The sequence below is a fragment of the Acinetobacter sp. YH12201 genome, assembly GCF_013418145.1.
Taxonomy (GTDB): domain Bacteria; phylum Pseudomonadota; class Gammaproteobacteria; order Pseudomonadales; family Moraxellaceae; genus Acinetobacter.
The window spans coordinates 1-16,775 of record NZ_VPCP01000068.1; the positions used below are offsets into that span (position 1 = coordinate 1).

Sequence of the window (16,775 nt, forward strand, 5' to 3'; positions counted from 1 at the left end):
GTTCCACTTTAGATATTTGTTTAAGATGAGATGTAACTCATTGAAATGTGTCATCATATTCGTCGTCAGAAAACAAGTATTATGCCATTATTTCAATGAGTTATCTTTTTTTGTCGTGTACAAAGTAGAATTTCATGAGTTTTAAGGAAGAATTCATCAAACCCCATGTGAAAACAGACTAAAACATTACAGCAGTGCAATGATGAATCTGAACCCTTTAGAAATTCAATTTCATCATTGCCATTGATTGAAGTGCCTAATCGTGTGCACTTAATTGTTGAATGCTATGGCCGAATGGATAATGCTTCTGTTTCAACAAGGTGGTAATGGTATTTAATTGATTCTGTGCTGCATCCACACCGGCTTGCATGGTCATTGCTCGGCCTTTCACATCAAATATATGCCCTTTTTCCCTTAAATCTGGCTGAATCACAATATCTGCATGCTTTAACTCTTCTTCAGCTAAACGGCTCTGCATGATATTGATATTCTGATTAAACATTCCCCACACATTCGTGGTTTCGGTATGCATGGGTTGTGCAAGAATATCCACGGCAATAATAATATCCGCACCCAAATCACGTGCCACACCTACAGGCACCGGACTCACCAGACCGCCATCCACATATTCATCCGTCCCAATTCGGGTTGGAATAAACATGCTTGGAATAGACACAGAAGCACGTACTGCCTGCCCGGTATTGCCATAGTTAAAGACGACTTTTTTGCCTTCTTTTAATTCCGTTGCGACCACGTACATCGGGATTCTTAGCGACTCCAGGGGTGTGTTGTTGACTTGCTGATTGACGTAATTTTCAACCTTCTGACCGTCAAAAAAGCCTTTCATATCCAGCTTGATATCACGCACATCGTTGGCTTTCATGCTTAAAGCAATATCACGCAGTTCTTGTGCCGTTTTGCCACTGGCATAAATGGAACCCACAATACTGCCCGCACTGGTGCCTACAATCAGATCGGGGTGTATACCCTGCTTTTCCAGTACCTGAATAACCCCGATATGCGCATAGCCACGAGCGCCACCACTGCCCAGTACCAAGGCAACAATAGGACGGTTTTCCTGCTGTTTGAGTTTTTTAAAATTAATACGCTCTGCCCGGACTTGAGCATCTGCAGCAGGTGGCTCAGATAGTCCTGTCGAACCAACAGTAAGCTTAGGTTGGACAACCGTTTGACATCCGCCCAATCCCAATACTGCCAAAACAATAAAACTAAATTTGATATTGCGCATGAACCACCTAAAGATAAATAAAGCTGTTCGCAAAAAGCAGATAGTTTAAGAACTGGATCTTTGAAAAACTGTAGTAATTCGTAATGTGATGATCACGCTATTTCAGCTTTTTAAAAAACCTTATTCATACATTTGCCATCTTATCTTTATATTATCTCACCTTTTGAGCTTTTTTTTCATAACCAGATTTTACCTGTAGGGTCAGGACGGATGACGATCATATAAATTAGATTACCTGAATATAAACTGGAGATTAAAAATAATTTTTCAAATAAAAAAAGAGGCGAACCAGTCGCCTCTTTTTCTATTCTACGTTTTGAATTAGAAATTATATTTAGCCATCAAACCGACACGGTTATCTTTATATGTTTTGCCTGTGAATGCTTCACGTTTACCATTGATATATTCAATACCTAGGTCAACTGGCTTAACTGGTGAATAAATCATGTTTAACCAAGCTTGTTGTACTTCTTTGTTTGCTGTTGTGTTGCCAACATCCCTGAAGGTTTTTGCATAAGTAGTATCATCATCAGCAAATAGTGCACCATAAGCTAAAGTTGAACGAAGCTTTTCATTAAATTTATAAGTTGCACCAACTTGTACTGCAGTAAATTTGTTCTGTTCAATATTGCCGTTAGCACCTACGACATACGCCGTATTTGCACCATATAAATAGTTGCTGTTGCCTTCCACATAGGATACATCACCATTCAATTTCAACTGACTAGTGACATCAAAGGTGGTACCTGCCGCCAAGCCCCAGCCCACTTTATCATCATTACCACCTTGAACTTTATGATGTTCAACTAAAGCACGGCCAGATGCATTACCTTTTCCATCTGCAAAACCTTGAGCGACTTTTACTGTTAAGGCTGGAAGGCTGTATTGTACTGTTGAATCCTCAATAGTTGTAGAAGTTACAGCAGGCGTTCCAGTTGTTTTTGTTGTTAGTATTTGCGCTTTGCTATCCCCTTTTTCAGCAGAAACAAACAATTGAGTTGTAGGGGCAAGTTTGAAATTATAACGGACTTGTGGAACACGAGTTGTGCCGCCGCCACCAATGTTGGTCGCAAAATCAATCATTTCTGGCGCATGACTTGACAAGAAGTTCGAAGTCGTTTGACCAAATAACCAGTCATTATAAGTCAAATAAGCATGACGAATACGCAATGCATCATTGGTTCCTGCAAAGTCAACTTCAACTTTACCGCCCACTTTTCCACTTTCAACTGGAGTGCTGAAATCTAAGCCTAAACGAGTTGTTTTTGCTGTCGCACGTAATTTGTCTTGTGCTTCACCCTTACTCGTGTGAGCAGAGTTAAAATCGTTATCTGCACCTTCAATAATGTAGTTGGCATCACCACGGACAAAACCGTACAGGTTTACACTGGCACCAGCTTTGGATTTGAAGCCGGTTAATGCGGATTCAGGTTTTGCTGCAGGTGCAGCAGCAAGTTGTACAGGCTGGGCTTTGACTTGCTCAATTTGAGTTTGTTGCTGTTGTTGTACTTGCTGTTGTTGTTGAATTAAAGATTTTAATGCTTCTACTTCTTTACGTAAGTCCTGAATCTGTTTCTGTTCAGCTGTGCCTGCATAGGTAGTGCTTGCCATTACCGCTGTAACTGCCAATGCTAAACCTTTAGCAATAAATTTACCGTTACGTAATTGACTCATTCTTAAAATCTCCGATTTGTTAAATTTCGCATTCCATGCATTCAGTGATTTTTTAAAAACCCAATAAATCTATGAAAAAATACCCTTCAAAAATTAATAAGCTTAAAAAACCATTGCATTTTCAGCTTCCGAGTACAGTAAAAAACTTAAAATATTATAATATTACAAATATGTGACATCCACATATCGTGCTAAATCTAGCAATTTTCAGACTTTATTAAAATCAGTTTTCCCGAACATTGATTGAAAAATAATCTCATTTTCAGATCTAATAAAAAAATAATGTGGATATTCTTAGACTTAGAGAAATTCATCCTAAAGCCAAACAACCAGACATTCGACTAATGTATATAACTACCCAGCGCTAAAAAACTCATTTCAAAAGACATTTTTATAAATTTACAGCTCATTTCAGCATGTAAACGATGCCATAACGGCCCGCCATGCGGTACGGGCTTTTTGTATCAGACAGGTTGATCCATAAATCATTAAAACATTTTAACCGTGGCAAGCCGGGCCCCCTTAAGAAAACCTTTGCCTAGTTATCCGGAAAAATGAATATTGCCGCGTTTATGGATAAATAAATAGCTTGAATTCAAGCAGACCTTTAACACGAATAAGTTTAAAGGTCTGTTTTGCTATGCAGATATTTAAATATTTAAACTTTTATCCTGCAATTGTCTGCTGAGCTGTAGAATTGCGAGCAAAGTCACTGCCACAAAGATCAACATCAGAATTCCCATATTGAGCAGTGAATCCCACATCAGAAAATTCAAAATCACGCCGCCGAGCAAACCACAGGCAAACTGCATACTTCCCATAATCGCACTGGCTGTCCCCGCTTGCGCACCCTGTTCCGACATGGCCAAAGCCATCGCATTGGGACCAGTAAAACCAATTCCTGCCACTGCCCAGAACATGCCAATCAATACCAGCCATAAGGGACTATGACCGATTAAACCTGCACTGAATAAAATGCAGACCCCAAGCAACTGGATGATGCCGCCTATTTTCAGGCGACTCAGGACCGAAAATTGCTGGCCAAGTCTTTTATTGAGCGCAGATAACAGCATGATACCAAAGGCATTCAGCCCAAAAGCATAAGCAAATTGCTGTTGCGCTAATCCATAATGATCCATCAGCACAGCAGCAGATGAACTGATATAACAGAATAAAATGCCGCCAGAAAAACAACCAGCCAGCATTGGCCATGTAAAACTCGGGTCTTTAAAAATACTACCGTACAGCTGGATAATCTGAGCAACATTCAGCTTTAAACGGCGTTCAGGTGGCAAACTTTCTTTAAAGAAAAAGTGCACGCAGAATAAACAGATCAGTCCGATCAAGGTTAAAAAGACAAAGACTGCATGCCAGCTAAAGAACGTCAATACCATTGCCCCGACACTCGGCGCAACAATCGGCGCAATCCCCATCACAATCATCATGCTGGCAAAGGCCTGTGCAGAAGCCTGCATATCCAGACGGTCACGAATGGCAGCCCGGGCAATCACAACCCCTACGCAGCCTCCGACAGCCTGTAAAATCCTTGCAGCAATTAAGCTCCATTCATTGCTGGCAAAAATACACAGCAAGCTTGCAACAACATACAGGGTTAATCCAAAATACAATGGTGTTTTGCGCCCAATCCGGTCACTCAAAGGTCCATAGATCAGCTGCCCTAAAGCCAGTCCCAAAAAATAAGCCGGTAAAGTATTGGCCACCATTTGCGTACTGACGCCAAAATCCTGTGCCATTTGCGGCAAGGCTGGCAGGTACATATCAATAGAAAGTGGGCCAAGTGAGGTCAATAAAGCCAGCAGCATGATCCATGCTGTGGAATACTGCCGTGTAGATTGCTGTACAGACATAACGATATTCAATTTTTAAATGGGGGCTTTAAAGACAAGCTTACACTGTACATAGTATTATTTTAAGGATTGAAAATGAAATTTCACATAATTTCATTCCCTGATGCATACATCCTTTAGTGATTAGGACATAACTTGAAATCTTGGCTGACGCGTCTTAAACAAGCGACTTATAACACCACCTTCATGTATAACCTGCGCATGATTATTGCATTTGCAGGTACCGCCTTTGTGCCCTATTTTATGGGACAACAGCTTGCCACCATTCCCTTGACCTTAGGGGTAGTGGCTGCCGGTTTAAGCGATATTGATGACCGCTTTTCAGTGCGGATCATGAACCTGATTTATACTTACATCGGTTTCTTTATTACCGCCGCCTCGATTTATTTTTTATTTCCTCATCCCGTTTTATTTGCCATAGGGCTGATTGTGTCCTGCATTGGCTGGATTCTGCTCGGCTCATTAGGACGGCGTTATGCGACCATTTCCTATGGCTGTCTGGTCATTTCTGTATATTCGATGCTGGGCGTTTCTCTCTTTGATCAATGGTATATGCAGGCTGGGCTGCTGGTTGCCGGTGCGATGTGGTATGGCCTGCTTTCTACCATCAGTTTTCTGTTATTTCCGGTTCGGCAGGTTCAGGACAAACTGTCCCAATGCTATTCATCACTGGGGGACTTTCTGTTTGCAAAATCGAACCTGTTTGATGTTGACATGACGCCAGAAAGTTATCAGCAAAGCATGATTGAGCTGTCGCTGGAAAATGGCAAACTGGTCGGTATTTTCAATGAAATGAAAACTGCCCTGTTAACCCGATTAAAAGGTGACCGTGGACAAAAAGATACCCGTCGCAGCCTGCAATATTATTTTGTGGCTCAGGATATCCATGAACGTGCAGATTCAGCGCATATTGATTATCAAAAACTGGTCAAGATTTTTGAACATAGTGACATTTTATTTCGCTTTCAACGCATTCTCTCGATTCAGGGCAAAGCCTGTAAAGACTTGAGTCACAGTATTTTAAATCGTGAAACCTATCAGCATAACAAGCGCTTTAAACATGCCTTTGCCAACTTAAAAATATCTCTAGAAAAACTCCGTGCCGAACAGCAATACGATCAAGTTTGGGTCAATGCCTTATTTTCCCTTTATCAAAACTTAAAGTCGATTGATGCCCAGCTTCGCAACGTAGAAACAGAGCGGCATATCAAGTTCGATAAAAGCAAACATATTGAAAACCAGCTAAAAGATGATGACCTAAAAGGCTGGGATGATATTGTGATCCGGATCAAACAGCATTTAACACCAGAGTCGGTGCTGTTTAGACATGCAATTCGTGTCTCTATTGTCTTGTTTATTGGTTATATTTTTGTCCAGATTACCCAGATTCAATATGGCTACTGGATTCTATTAACCGCGCTTTTTGTCAGCCAACCCAATTTTAACGCCACCAAACGTCGCTTGCGTTTACGGATTGTTGGCACCTTGGTCGGCATCATTCTCGGCTACGCCATTTTGTATTTTATTCCTTCGATCGAAGGTCAATTATTACTGCTGATTTTAAGTGGTGTACTGTTCTTTGAATTACGCAGTAAGCAATATGCCCAGGCCACCGCCTTTATCACGATTTTGGCATTAATTAACTTTAACTTCGATGGACTGGGTTTCGCCGCAGCCCTCCCGCGCATGATTGATACCTTGATTGGCTGTGCCTTGGCCTGGTTTGGGGTAAGTTTTATCTTCCCCGACTGGAAATTCCGTCGTTTACCGCGCAATATCCGGCGTTCACTCAACGCTCAATGTGAATATTTGGCCGAAGTGATTGAGCAGTACAAAAATGGCCGTAATAATGGTTTGAAATATCGTGTGGTACGTCGTGCTGCGCATAATAACGATGCAGATGTGGCCTCACTGATTTCGACCCTGGCCACAGAACCTGATTTTGATCCGACACAAAAAAGCCAGGCTTTTGAATTCTTGTGCTTGAATCACACCCTGCTCAGCTATATTGCTGCACTGGGCGCACATCGTGAAAAAATTGCAGATCAGGAAGTCTTGCAGCTCCTTGATCAAGCGCTGGACGACATTCAAGGGGCATTGCTAAAAGATGAAGTGCCCGACCTGACGGCACAAAATATGCTGAATACCATACGCCAACGCTTAAACCAAAATAATGAAGAGGATCAAAAATCTCTGATTGTGTTGCAGCAATTATCGTTGATGCTCAGTATTCTGAATCAGCTCAGTCGTTTAAAGCAAAGTCTAAGCCATGACCGCGATGAAAAAGCCACCGAATTAGCCTCATTATAAATAGGATGATTTTGGAACAATATACTCACTGAATTGGTATAAATAATGCTAAACTTTTTACAGTTCTAAATTTGTTATTTTCATTATGACCGCGAAAAATTTATACGCTTATACCTTACAGCCTGTGAACTATGAAATTTCTGAGGCTGAACAACGTCAAGCGCAACTTGCCATCTGGCGTAGTACCAATAAAATCGGCACCAAAGCCTGGATCATCATGGCAGCTGTTGCCCTACTTTCCATTGTCGGTATCATCTTGCTGAAAAACTATTCCACCATTTTCTGCTGGGTGGCTTTGGTCTGTGTGCTTGCATATTTCCTGATCCGTAAATTCGGCTTGGAATGGTATGTAAAACGCAAGATGAATGAATTTCCGGTACAGGAAATTAAGGGTATCCGTTTGGGCGTACAGCCTCACGGCATTATCATGCGTCAGCAAATGGGTGCACAGGAAGGTGTCGGTGCCATTGGCTGGAAAGATATTTATGAGTGGTATAATACCCCTGACTTTATGTTGATTAACTTCAAGGTTAAAGGTCAACAAGGTGCTTATATCTTGCCAAAGCGTATGGATTCAAAGAATTTTTCTTTCAAGACTATCCGCAAGCACTTGAATGAAACTGTGGGCGAAGCAAAACAGATTTAAACGCTACTGCAAGCTAGACATTAAAAAACCTCCAGACTGGGGGTTTTTTAATTCCGACAAAATTAAATGATAATGAGAATAAATATTACCTACAAAATCGATATCATTTTGGGAAAGTTCAGCTATAATTCAGGTTAATTCTGTTTCTCACCCTGTTTTTTCGGCTATGTTAAAAAAAATCTTTTTCCAGATTCACTGGTTTCTTGGTATTACTGCCGGGTTAATCCTCTCCATTATGGGGATAACTGGTGCCATTTATTCATATGAACAGCCTATCCAGAAATGGCTCAATCCGGCTAGCTATACCGTCCAGATTGAAAAACAAGATAAATTACCCCCTGCCGAACTGTATCAGCATTTTCAAAAAACTGATCCGGAAATGAAAATTAACAGCATCACCGTGGCCAAAGACCCGACAGCATCTTCAAGCATTAATATTGTCAAAGAAGGTGCACATAAAGGCTATACCATGATGATTAACCCTTACACAGCCAAAGTGTTACCTGAAATTAAAGGACGAGAATTTTTCAAGTTTATCGAGCAGTTGCATCGCAATTTAACCGTTGGACCCGTCGGCAAGCAGATCACTGGGGCCTGTACCCTCATGCTGATCTTTTTTGTACTCAGTGGTCTATATCTGCGCTGGCCGAAAAAGCATTCTGTTAAACAGTGGTTCATGCTTAAGCCACAACTGAAAGGTCGTAATTTCCTTTGGGACTTACATGCGGTTGTGGGTACCTGGGTGGTGATTTTCTTCCTGATTATCGCATGTACCGGTTTAACCTGGTCTTATGGCTGGTGGCGTAGCGGCTTGTATACCGTGATGGGTGTTGAACAACCACAAGCCAAGGGTGAAGCTGAAGCGCCAAAAGGTGGTGAAGCACGCGGCAACCGTGAGGGTTCAAGCGAAGCATTACCTAATACAGCTACAGGCAACCCTGAAAAAGCTGCTGAACCTCAACCTGGTGAAAAACGCGAGAAAAAAGGCTTAAGCCCGGAACAGATCAATCTAGCTTTGAGTCAAAGCTGGAACGGCTTTAATGCTCAAGTGGGCCGTGATTATTCAAGTATTACCCTGAATATCCCGAAAAAAGCCAATGGTGAACTTGAAATTAGCTTTGTCGATGCCATTCCCCAGCATGAACGCGCACGCAACAAAGCCACATTTGATTATCAAGCATCTAGCATTAAAGAGATGGAACTTTACGAAGATAAAAAACTCAATGAAAAAATCATGAGCAGTATGCTGCCGGTGCACCGTGGTAGCTTCTTTGGTCCGGTTTACCAGTTCATGGCTATGCTGGCTGCTCTGAGTATGCCATTGTTCTTTGTTACAGGCTGGATGCTTTATCTGAAACGTCGCAAACAGAAGAAACTAACCCAAGCTGCACGTCATGGCTTAACCGCGATCAATATTGATGCCCGTGCAAAACCCTGGCTGATTGTCTATGCGTCACAAACCGGTACGGCAGAACAGCTGGCATGGCGTACAGCAACCAGCCTGCAACAGACTCATCAGTCTGTAAGTGTAAAATCTGTACAATATTTAAGTCTGGATGATTTAAAAAATACTGAACAGGTTTTATTTGTAGCCAGTACTTATGGTACCGGTGAAGCACCTGATTTAGCATCGGGTTTTACCAAAAAAATATTGCGCAAAAAAGCTGATTTAAGCCATCTGCACTATGCAGTATTGGCCTTGGGTTCGCGCGAATATGCCGACACTTTCTGCCATTTTGGCCATGCAATTGATAACTGGTTAAAACAGAATGGTGCACAGCAATTGTTTAATATCATTGAAGTGGATAATACCAATCAAGAGCAGATTCAGGCATGGAATACGACTTTAGCAAAAGTAACCCAGCTTGAGTTACAAACCATGAATATCGAAAAAACCTTCGATTGCTGGACTTTAACCCAACGTGATCTGCTCAATCCGAACAGCGTAGGTGCCCCAGCCTTTAATATCGAGTTAAAGCCGGATCATGAAGTGAGCTGGCAAGCCGGTGATATCGCCGAGATTCAACCCGGTAACAGTGCTGAACGTATTGCCCGGTTTATGCAGCAGCATCAAATTCAGCCGAATACCTCTGTAGATTCGTTAAAGATCAATATTGAACAGGCCTTATGGAACAAAGATTTGACCGGTGAAGTTGAACCTTTTGCCAATATGGATCATTTACTGGAGCAACTTCCGATGCTGCCTTCACGTGAATATTCCATTGCCAGTATTCCTTCACAGCAAGTTCTGCGTTTAGTGGTGCGCCAACAGTCCGATGCTCAAGGCCAATTGGGTCTGGGTTCAGGCTGGCTGACTCGGCATGCCCCGTTAAATAGCAAGATTGCGCTGCATATCCGTAACAATGAATCTTTCCACCTGATTGATGACAACCGTCCTATCATTTGTATTGGTAACGGTACCGGTCTTGCAGGATTAATGAGCTTGCTACATGCACGTATCCGTCAGAACTATACGCAAAACTGGCTGATCTTTGGTGAACGCCAGCGTGAACATGACTTCTTCTATCAGAGCACGATTGAAGCCTGGCAAACCACTGGCATGTTGCAACGCCTGGATTTGGCTTTCTCACGAGATCAGGCAGAAAAAGTCTATGTACATCATAAACTGCGTGAACAGGCACAGGAACTAAAAGCCTGGGTTAAGAATGGTGCGGTGATTTATGTGTGCGGTAGCATCAACGGTATGGCCAGCGATGTCGATCAGGCTTTAACCGACATTCTGGGTGAAGCTGTAGTTGACCAGCTACGCCAAGATGGACGTTATCGTCGTGATGTCTACTAATCATTGAAGTCAATAAAAAAACCGGGTCTCAGAACCCGGTTTTTTTATACTTAAAGTATCCAATTTGTTTAAACTAGCAACAACATTCACCCAGAGTAATTTTATGTCCAGCAGCTTCAAACGTCACCTGAGCTTGATTATCGGCAGTATATTGACTCTCGATGGCTTATGGTTACTGTCACTGGATAAAATTCATCTCGGCATTATTCTTCCGTTGATCATCGGTATTGGACTCATGCTCTATGCCCTGTTTTTTAACCGGATTCAAAGCTTTATTCAGCGCACGCAATTAAGACAGACTTTATGGCGCTGTGCATGGGCGGGATTTTTTCTCTGGCTCAGCACATTGGTGATATTTTTCAGTTATCTGCTATATAGCATTCAGCAGTCCAATACAGTTCAGCCCGCCTCTGCAGTCATTATACTGGGCAGTGGAATCGAAAAGGGTCATCCCTCTCCCACCTTAAAACAGCGATTAGATGTTGGTGCTGCCTATGCCAAACGTTACCCGGAAACCGTGCTGGTCGTGACTGGAGGTTTAGGATTTAAAGAACAAATTGCTGAAGCAACAGTGATGTCTGAATATCTGCAACAACAGCATCATATTGATCCATCACGTATTCTGTTAGAAGCTAAAAGTACCAGCACTGCAGAAAATCTGCGTAATGTGCAGCCTTTACTGGCACAGCAGCATATTTCCCTAAAGCAGCCAGTTGTCATTGTCACCAGTGACTTTCATATTTTACGTGCCAAAGCCATTGCTAAACATCAAGGTTATCAGCAGATATTTACCCTTAGCGCCCCAACACCGCTTTATATTCGCTATAACTCCTGGTTACGCGAATATTTTGCCTTTATCAGTGGCTGGCTGTTACAGGAATACTAAAATCAGTTCAAACGAATGCTACGGGGTAAAGGCAGTTTTTCATCTTTAAACAATTCAGGTTTTTGCAGGTAAATCTGATACAGATAATTTTTGATATCCAATAATAATTTTTCTGGTGCCACCAGCACATTTTGCCCTTCTGGTGTCAAATCCATCGATACACAGGTACTTTCCTGACGTAAAAAAGGAATGACTTTTTCAACAAAATCTTTAAGTGAAATATTCTCAACATGATAATTTGCCCAATTGTCTTTCACCAGCAATTTTGCCAGCCCTTTGCTTTGCCAAATAGCAAATGCACGCTGACCGGTAGGCGTTGCACATAATGCCCAACCATCATCATACAGGGCATGGACGTAACCTTGGCCTACAATCATTTCAACAAATTTTTTATAGATTTCTTGGGCATTATAAGTATTATTTTGGGTCTTAGACGCAGCCTTGCGTTGATATGGATTTCTCATGATTTTTCAATAGTTAAAATTATTATTAACTAAGGATTTTAGGAGAAAAATAGAATTTGATCAAGGAGAATATATGGTGGGCGCTGACGGGATCGAACCGCCGACATTCTGCTTGTAAGGCAGACGCTCTACCAACTGAGCTAAGCGCCCTGAAGAGTAAAAATAACATCGTTATTTTTTATGACGCAAGACAAGCGAAGTGCGTAGTCTTGGTATTGATATCTTAAACTCAGGGATTTAAGACATTTTAAAAATGGCGCAGCGGACGGGACTCGAACCCGCGACCCCCGGCGTGACAGGCCGGTATTCTAACCAACTGAACTACCGCTGCATCACGATACTTATTTCTAAGTAGTTATATCTAAAAAAGAAAATATCTTTAAAAGATATGGTGGGCGCTGACGGGATCGAACCGCCGACATTCTGCTTGTAAGGCAGACGCTCTACCAACTGAGCTAAGCGCCCTCAAAGGGTCTTGCATTTTCGATTCTAAGGATGGCGCAGCGGACGGGACTCGAACCCGCGACCCCCGGCGTGACAGGCCGGTATTCTAACCAACTGAACTACCGCTGCATCGCAAAAAATCTGGTGGGCGCTGACGGGATCGAACCGCCGACATTCTGCTTGTAAGGCAGACGCTCTACCAACTGAGCTAAGCGCCCTCAAAAGGTCTATCATGTAAATGGCGCAGCGGACGGGACTCGAACCCGCGACCCCCGGCGTGACAGGCCGGTATTCTAACCAACTGAACTACCGCTGCACTTACACAATGTCGCTATTGTGGCAAACGAATATTAAGAACTGAAGTGGCGCAGCGGACGGGACTCGAACCCGCGACCCCCGGCGTGACAGGCCGGTATTCTAACCAACTGAACTACCGCTGCACTAAAGTGTCTTAACGCTAAAGAGCTTGGTGGGCGCTGACGGGATCGAACCGCCGACATTCTGCTTGTAAGGCAGACGCTCTACCAACTGAGCTAAGCGCCCTTTAAACGTCTTCATCGTTTGATGAGGTGCATTATAGAGAATCCTGACAGACTGTCAAACGCTTTTCTGACTGTTTTTGGTTTTTTACGTTTGAGTGATTAAAAAATAGGTTGTTTGCTATAAAAACAAACAATTTCGATAACTTATTTACTATTTTCCGTAAAAACCCAAAAATCACCGAGTCATTTTTAAGCAAAATATTGCAATATTTTTTGAACTGCTGGCGAATACCGCCATTTTTTATCTGCTATATATTCAGCTGGGTATTAAGCTTTTAATACTTTATCACATTATTAATCGGCGATTGCCTGTGTACCATCCTTCAAATTCAAACGCTGTTCTGAAATAAACACCAAAGCATCCTCAGTGATCAGTTCGAATAATTCAATCACATCCTTATTACGCATCCGGATGCAGCCATGTGACAACGGAATCCCCATAGGCTCTGTATCGGGGGTGCCATGAATATAGATATAACGCTGAAAGGTATCACAGCCCTCACCCTGATTAAAATTTTCTTCCAGACCACTTAACCAAAGGATACGCGATAAAATCCAGTCACGTTCAGGATATTGTGCAGCCAATGCTGCATCATAGACTTCACCAGTTTGCTGCCGTGCTTTAAACACCGCATTTTTCGGAGCATTATGACCAAATTTAAGCGCCACTTTATGCCAGCCCCGAGGAGTCTTGCCGGAATTTTCCTGCTCGCCAATCCCGTTTTTGCCTGTAGAGATGACATAAGTCTTGTCATGTTTCGGTAAGATCAAACTTTGCTCAGCTAAGTCAATCCATATATCCGCCTGTTCTAAAGAATATGCCATAACAAAATCACTCACCATCTTTGATTGGTTCTGCTGAAGGTTCAGGACGTAGCCATAACCAGATGGCCACTGTCAGCATGGTCAGGTCAGTGAAGATTTTCACCAAAAGCGGTGCATTGGTAAATAACATGATGATTCCACTGATCATCATCATGATAGTGGCGAACCATTTTGCCTTGCGTGGTACGGTGCCATTTTCACGCCATGCCCTTAAGGTCGCCCCATATTTAGGATGATTCAGCAACCAGGCATCCATTTGCGGCCAGCCTTTCGAAGCCGACCAGGCAGCTAAAATCAGAAATACTGTTGTTGGCATACCCGGTAAAAGTGCCCCGATAAAGCCCAGGATGACAAAAATCATCACTAAACTTCGCCAAAACAACATTTTCATAGCACTACCCTATACAACTAATTGCGGTAGTATAAAGTGTTTTTGCATATTATCCGTTGTCATTCTGCACTTTTTAATTTATCGCCCGGGGTTGCTATGTTTGCTTTAAATCAAGTCTCTCATATTGAAGAACCCTGGCTGCAATTTAAAAATTTACTGGTTCGGCAACTGGCCTTTTGTGTATGCAGTCCAAATATTTTATCCCACATCCCGTCCGAAATGGTACTCAAGCATGCTTTTCAATTTCATGATGATGCCGTATGGCGTAGCCATTTTCAGAATTATCACTCCAGATTGCTTTATTTAGATCAGCATCCACAAGAATTAGAAAGCTTTTTACAGCAGCTGAAAAGTACACGTTTGGGTCTGCGTTTTGAAATGCTGGTCTGGTTCTGGTTGCTCGACCAAGACTATCATCCGTATCAGTTAATCGGTCATAGCATTCAGAAAATTGCAGGACCCAGAACTCTGGGTGAACTCGATTTTCTGTTATTGAATACCGAAACCCAAGCCATTGAACACTGGGAAGTGGCTTTAAAATATTATCTGGCAGAACGGGATTGTTCTTTGCCCTACTGGTATGGCTTAAACCGCAGCGATACTTTATTGCGAAAATTAAATCACTTTAGCCAAAAGCAGTTTCAGTTTGAGGATGCACTGGAACACAACATTGAGCAGCGTTTCGCAGTACTCAAAGGGCAACTTTATCTACCTATTGGAAGCACAACAAACAGCCTTCCCAACTGGGTCAATCGACAGCGACGTTTAGGCTGTTGGGGAAGCGATATTCCTCCGCAAAATGCTCAATTTTACCGCTTACAGCGACTCGAATGGATCTGTCCAGAGCAGCATATCAGTAGCGATACCGCACAGTGGTGGAGTAACGGCTTATATCTGCAAAAAGATCAAAATAATTTCTATATGTACCGCAATCCACCTTTACTCTATCAAGCAATACATCGCCAATTTTATGAGAATTGTCTATTTTTATAACAAATGCTTACTTTTCTACCATCAAAAAACCCTATTGTTTAGACTGTGTATTAATTAACCTGAATTCACATCAAAATAATGAATGACTTGGAGATGATGATGAAAAAAATTCTTGCTGCTTCCCTCATTATTGCATTTGCTTTAACTGGCTGTAATACGTTTAAAGGTATGGGTAAAGATGTATCTAAAGCTGGAGAGGCTGTAACCGATACTGCAGAAAAAACTTCTGAGGAAATCCGCAAAAACTAGTTTGTCTTCAGCACACAGAACCCTATCCAAGATAGGGTTTTTTTATGCCAATTTTAGGGCAGTCATTCACATTCAAGGACATATTCGCCTATTATAGTGCAGACAAATTTATCGACTTATGAAAATCGCATGACCTCTTCCGCTACCCTTGATTTAAGCCTGCAACTGCTACGTCAGCCTTCTGTAACACCAATCGATCATAACTGCCAAAATATCATGGCGGAACGTCTGGAAAAAATCGGCTTCAATATTGAACCGATGCGTTTTGAAGACGTGGACAATCTGTGGGCACGTAAAGGTACTGAAGCACCTGTTTTATGTTTTGCAGGCCATACCGATGTGGTACCTACCGGGAGTTTAGATGCCTGGAATTCGGACCCTTTTGTACCGGAAATTCGCGATGGTAAACTGTATGGACGTGGCAGTGCCGACATGAAAACAGCACTGGCAGCGATGGTAGTGGCTTCAGAGCGTTTTGTGGCAAAACACCCAGACCATAAAGGTTCTATCGCATTTCTCATTACTTCCGATGAAGAAGGTCCATCCATTAACGGTACCGTGAAAGTTGTGGAAGCTTTAGAAGCCCGTAATGAAAAAATGACCTGGTGTTTGGTTGGTGAACCATCCAGTACCAAACAGTTGGGTGACGTGGTCAAAAATGGTCGTCGTGGTTCATTGAATGCTAAATTAACCGTGAAAGGTAAACAGGGACATGTGGCTTATCCTCACCTTGCCATCAACCCGATTCATACTGCCTCTAAAGCCCTGGCTGAACTGTGCGATACGGTGTGGGACAATGGCAATGAATATTTTCCTGCAACATCTTTCCAAATTTCCAATATCAATGCAGGTACCGGTACAACTAACGTGGTTCCGGGCAGTATGAATCTTTTATTTAACTTCCGTTATTCAACTGAAGTGACTGCTGAACAGTTAAAAGAACGTACCTTAGAAATTCTAGACCGTCATAATCTTGATTATGATATTGAATGGACATTATCTGGCTTGCCATTCCTTACCCCAGTAGGCGAATTGGTCAATGCTGCTAAAAATGCCATTCGTAATGTCACCGGTATTGAAACTGAACTTTCTACCAGTGGCGGTACTTCCGACGGTCGTTTTATTGCCCCTACAGGTGCACAGGTGCTGGAACTCGGTGTATTAAATGCCAGCATCCATCAAATTGACGAACATGTAAATGTTGCTGACCTGGAACCGCTTGCTGAAATTTACGAACAAATTCTAGAAGGCTTATTAGCTCGCTAAAACAGTAACCACATAAAATAAAAAAGGAACTGAACAGTCATTGCTGTCCCACAATTTTTCACAAGAGGAAGCTCATTTGAGCTTCCTCTTGTTTTATGGGTATTTTATCGGGTGAAAATAAAGCTTTTAAAGTTCTTCTTTCAAACAAATTCACTTGAATTATTC

The 16,775-nt window shown here is 42.3% G+C and carries 13 protein-coding genes and 8 tRNA genes; 7 read left to right on the forward strand and 14 right to left on the reverse strand.

The window, feature by feature from the left end:
* Nucleotides 1–256: 256 nt before the first annotated feature.
* From FTU91_RS12515 to FTU91_RS12525, 3 genes are all read right to left on the reverse strand, one after another.
* On the reverse strand, nucleotides 257–1,249 hold the full coding sequence (locus FTU91_RS12515; RefSeq protein ID WP_180082314.1) for a patatin-like phospholipase family protein: 993 nt from the start codon (nucleotides 1,247–1,249) through the stop codon (nucleotides 257–259).
* A gap of 321 nt (nucleotides 1,250–1,570) precedes the next feature.
* Nucleotides 1,571–2,923, reverse strand: coding sequence for a DcaP family trimeric outer membrane transporter (locus tag FTU91_RS12520; protein ID WP_180082316.1), 1,353 nt, complete (start codon nucleotides 2,921–2,923; stop codon nucleotides 1,571–1,573).
* 650 nt (nucleotides 2,924–3,573) lie between these two features.
* A complete protein-coding gene (locus FTU91_RS12525; protein ID WP_180082317.1) occupies nucleotides 3,574–4,791 on the reverse strand; it encodes a multidrug effflux MFS transporter in 1,218 nt (405 codons plus the stop codon).
* 135 nt (nucleotides 4,792–4,926) lie between these two features.
* On the opposite strand from FTU91_RS12525, the gene yccS reads away from it, so the two are divergent.
* The 4 genes from yccS (at nucleotide 4,927) to FTU91_RS12545 (ending at nucleotide 11,436) form a co-directional block, all read left to right on the forward strand.
* The gene (yccS, locus tag FTU91_RS12530; RefSeq protein WP_180082319.1) at nucleotides 4,927–7,101 is read left to right on the forward strand and encodes a YccS family putative transporter; all 2,175 of its coding nucleotides are present in this window, start codon (nucleotides 4,927–4,929) and stop codon (nucleotides 7,099–7,101) included.
* An 85-nt stretch (nucleotides 7,102–7,186) separates the two neighbouring features.
* On the forward strand, nucleotides 7,187–7,747 hold the full coding sequence (locus tag FTU91_RS12535; protein ID WP_086195974.1) for a YcxB family protein: 561 nt from the start codon (nucleotides 7,187–7,189) through the stop codon (nucleotides 7,745–7,747).
* Between the two features lie 166 nt (nucleotides 7,748–7,913).
* Nucleotides 7,914–10,550: a sulfite reductase flavoprotein subunit alpha gene (locus FTU91_RS12540; RefSeq protein ID WP_180082321.1), complete on the forward strand. Its 2,637-nt coding sequence runs from the start codon at nucleotides 7,914–7,916 to the stop codon at nucleotides 10,548–10,550.
* A 103-nt stretch (nucleotides 10,551–10,653) separates the two neighbouring features.
* Nucleotides 10,654–11,436 carry a YdcF family protein gene (locus FTU91_RS12545; protein WP_086195976.1) on the forward strand — a complete coding sequence of 261 codons (783 nt, stop codon included), beginning with the start codon at nucleotides 10,654–10,656 and terminating at the stop codon, nucleotides 11,434–11,436.
* A 2-nt stretch (nucleotides 11,437–11,438) separates the two neighbouring features.
* On the opposite strand, the gene FTU91_RS12550 is transcribed toward FTU91_RS12545, so the two are convergent.
* The 11 genes from FTU91_RS12550 to FTU91_RS12600 all read right to left on the reverse strand — a co-directional run bounded on the left by FTU91_RS12550 (nucleotide 11,439) and on the right by FTU91_RS12600 (nucleotide 14,102).
* A complete protein-coding gene (locus tag FTU91_RS12550; protein ID WP_086195977.1) occupies nucleotides 11,439–11,900 on the reverse strand; it encodes a DUF2750 domain-containing protein in 462 nt (153 codons plus the stop codon).
* A 74-nt stretch (nucleotides 11,901–11,974) separates the two neighbouring features.
* Nucleotides 11,975–12,050 (reverse strand) — tRNA-Val (locus FTU91_RS12555).
* A 104-nt stretch (nucleotides 12,051–12,154) separates the two neighbouring features.
* A tRNA-Asp gene (locus FTU91_RS12560) sits at nucleotides 12,155–12,231 on the reverse strand.
* 58 nt (nucleotides 12,232–12,289) lie between these two features.
* Nucleotides 12,290–12,365 (reverse strand) — tRNA-Val (locus FTU91_RS12565).
* A gap of 31 nt (nucleotides 12,366–12,396) precedes the next feature.
* Nucleotides 12,397–12,473, reverse strand: a tRNA-Asp gene (locus FTU91_RS12570).
* Between the two features lie 13 nt (nucleotides 12,474–12,486).
* A tRNA-Val gene (locus tag FTU91_RS12575) sits at nucleotides 12,487–12,562 on the reverse strand.
* Between the two features lie 21 nt (nucleotides 12,563–12,583).
* A tRNA-Asp gene (locus FTU91_RS12580) sits at nucleotides 12,584–12,660 on the reverse strand.
* 47 nt (nucleotides 12,661–12,707) lie between these two features.
* Nucleotides 12,708–12,784: transfer RNA gene (locus tag FTU91_RS12585), tRNA-Asp, on the reverse strand.
* A gap of 27 nt (nucleotides 12,785–12,811) precedes the next feature.
* Nucleotides 12,812–12,887: transfer RNA gene (locus FTU91_RS12590), tRNA-Val, on the reverse strand.
* Between the two features lie 293 nt (nucleotides 12,888–13,180).
* The gene (elsL, locus tag FTU91_RS12595; RefSeq protein ID WP_086196101.1) at nucleotides 13,181–13,711 is read right to left on the reverse strand and encodes a cell wall-recycling L,D-carboxypeptidase ElsL; all 531 of its coding nucleotides are present in this window, start codon (nucleotides 13,709–13,711) and stop codon (nucleotides 13,181–13,183) included.
* A 7-nt stretch (nucleotides 13,712–13,718) separates the two neighbouring features.
* The gene (locus FTU91_RS12600; RefSeq protein WP_086195978.1) at nucleotides 13,719–14,102 is read right to left on the reverse strand and encodes a YbaN family protein; all 384 of its coding nucleotides are present in this window, start codon (nucleotides 14,100–14,102) and stop codon (nucleotides 13,719–13,721) included.
* 96 nt (nucleotides 14,103–14,198) lie between these two features.
* Between FTU91_RS12600 and FTU91_RS12605 the strand changes: the two genes are divergently transcribed.
* The 3 genes from FTU91_RS12605 (at nucleotide 14,199) to dapE (ending at nucleotide 16,610) form a co-directional block, all read left to right on the forward strand.
* Nucleotides 14,199–15,095 (forward strand): DUF1853 family protein, encoded by an 897-nt coding sequence (locus FTU91_RS12605; RefSeq protein ID WP_180082323.1) that lies wholly within the window; start codon nucleotides 14,199–14,201, stop codon nucleotides 15,093–15,095.
* A gap of 99 nt (nucleotides 15,096–15,194) precedes the next feature.
* Entirely contained in the window at nucleotides 15,195–15,344 is a 150-nt protein-coding gene (locus tag FTU91_RS12610) for an entericidin A/B family lipoprotein (RefSeq protein ID WP_086195980.1), read from the forward strand.
* A 129-nt stretch (nucleotides 15,345–15,473) separates the two neighbouring features.
* Entirely contained in the window at nucleotides 15,474–16,610 is a 1,137-nt protein-coding gene (gene dapE, locus FTU91_RS12615) for a succinyl-diaminopimelate desuccinylase (RefSeq protein WP_180042431.1), read from the forward strand.
* Nucleotides 16,611–16,775: the final 165 nt, after the last annotated feature.